The following is a 1,264-nucleotide window of genomic DNA, read 5'->3' on the forward strand; positions in this document are numbered from 1 at the left end:
CATCGCCCTCATTGCGCCGGAAACCGCCACGATCGGAGCTGCCGCGCGAGCGATCGTCTCTGTCGTCGCGCCGGAATCCACCACGGTCGCCGGAACCACCACGGCCCGCGTCGTCACGACGCTGGTAACCGCCACGGTCGCCGCCGTCGTTGCGACGGAATCCACCACGGTCACCGCCACGATCCGAACGCGAGCGATCATCGCCTTCGTCACGGCGGAATCCACCGCGATCCGAACCGCCACGGGGACGGTCGTCGTCATTGCGCCGATATCCACCACGGTCACCGCCGCGGTCGAAACCACCGGCGGGGCGACCACGGTCACCGGATCCACCGCGCCCGGCGTCGTCGCGACGTTGGTAACCACCCCGGTCACCGCCGTCATTGCGGCGGGATCCGCCACGATCATTGTCATCGCGCCGCTGATAGCCGCCGCGGCCGGCATCGTCACGGCGCTGGTAACCACCGCGATCGGAGCTGCTGCCGCGATCCGAACCACCGCGGGAACGGTCACCGCCACGGTCGGAACCGCCGGCGGAATCGTCTCGGCGGCGGTCGCCACGACCGGCGTCATCGCGGCGCTGATAGCCGCCGCGGTCGCCACTGTCGTTGCGGCGGAATCCGCCATTGTCGCCACGGCTCGCGCCGCGGTTGTCGTCGCGGCCGCCCTGGGCTCGGTCGGTCGGTTCGCCGCGTCGGCCGAAACCGCGGGCGTCTCCGTCCCGGCGGAAAGGCTTCCGTCCGTCGTTGTGTTCCGACACGGCGATCCCTTTCTAGATTCCCCGGCCTCCGGGGAGTGTTGTCGTGGCCCCGCCTGCAAGAATTCAACCACGGACGGAGGACGGGGCATCGTCCGCCCGGCAGGCCGGGAGCGTTCCGGCCCCAGAAACGACGATAGGGGACCCAAATCTGGGTCCCCTATCGTGAAGGATGTTCCGGCGGTGTCCTACTCTCCCACACCCTGTCGAGTGCAGTACCATCGGCGCAGGTGGCCTTAGCTTCCGGGTTCGGAATGGGACCGGGCGTTTCCCCACCGCTATAACCGCCGTAACACTATGAAACTATCCACAGAGAGCCACACCACCCCACCCCAAAAAGGGCGAGACAGAAAGTCTCCATGATCTGTGTGTTGTTTCAGAAACCGCACAGTGGACGCGTAACACCTTCGTCAATAAGCCCTCGGCCTATTAGTACCAGTCACCTACACACATTACTGTGCTTCCAGTTCCGGCCTATCAACCCCATGGTCTGTAGGGGGCCTTAAC

Annotated in this window: 2 rRNA genes and 1 pseudogene; all 3 read right to left on the bottom strand. The window is 66.1% G+C overall.

Annotated elements, in window-relative coordinates:
- A pseudogene (locus ACFVVM_RS12530) lies at window positions 1-627 on the bottom strand (hypothetical protein); the annotation flags it as partial.
- A gap of 305 nt (window positions 628-932) precedes the next feature.
- Window positions 933-1,049: ribosomal RNA gene (rrf, locus tag ACFVVM_RS12535) — 5S ribosomal RNA — on the bottom strand.
- Between the two features lie 117 nt (window positions 1,050-1,166).
- Window positions 1,167-1,264 (bottom strand): 23S ribosomal RNA (locus ACFVVM_RS12540); the annotation flags it as partial.

The sequence above is a fragment of the Nocardia sp. NPDC058176 genome (assembly GCF_042883805.1).
Lineage (GTDB): Bacteria > Actinomycetota > Actinomycetes > Mycobacteriales > Mycobacteriaceae > Nocardia.